Source organism: Idiomarina sp. UBA4206 (genome assembly GCF_002383015.1).
In the GTDB taxonomy this organism is placed as follows: Bacteria; Pseudomonadota; Gammaproteobacteria; order Enterobacterales; family Alteromonadaceae; genus Idiomarina; species Idiomarina abyssalis.
Window position 1 is genome coordinate 1 of sequence record NZ_DFTS01000041.1, and the last position, 343, is coordinate 343.

Consider the following 343-nt stretch of genomic DNA (forward strand, 5'->3'; position numbering starts at 1 on the left):
ACCCAAACGCTGGGCGCGCATCGCCACCTGTTGCAGCGACTCTTCACCCGTGATGTACAGCGCAGGCATAGTGCGCGCCAAATTACACAGGGTTTGTAACAGCAAAGTCGATTTGCCCGCGCCCGGATTGCCCCCGATCAACACCACCGAGCCTGGCACAAAACCGCCGCCAAGCACACGATCAAATTCACCGGCACCGCTGCTAAAACGCGGCACATCGTTGAGCGAAATTTCGGCAAGCGTTTGAATTTTATTGCCTGAGGCACCGCCAGCATAACCTTCAAATTTTGCCGAGCGGTTAGCGGGAGTTGGGCCTAAACGCACTTCACTTAAACTATTCCAT

At 54.8% G+C, this 343-nt stretch carries 1 protein-coding gene; it reads right to left on the reverse strand.

From position 1 onward, the window contains the following. The coding region (locus B3180_RS08660; RefSeq protein ID WP_286844043.1) for an ATPase domain-containing protein at positions 1–343 on the reverse strand (343 nt) is incomplete at both ends.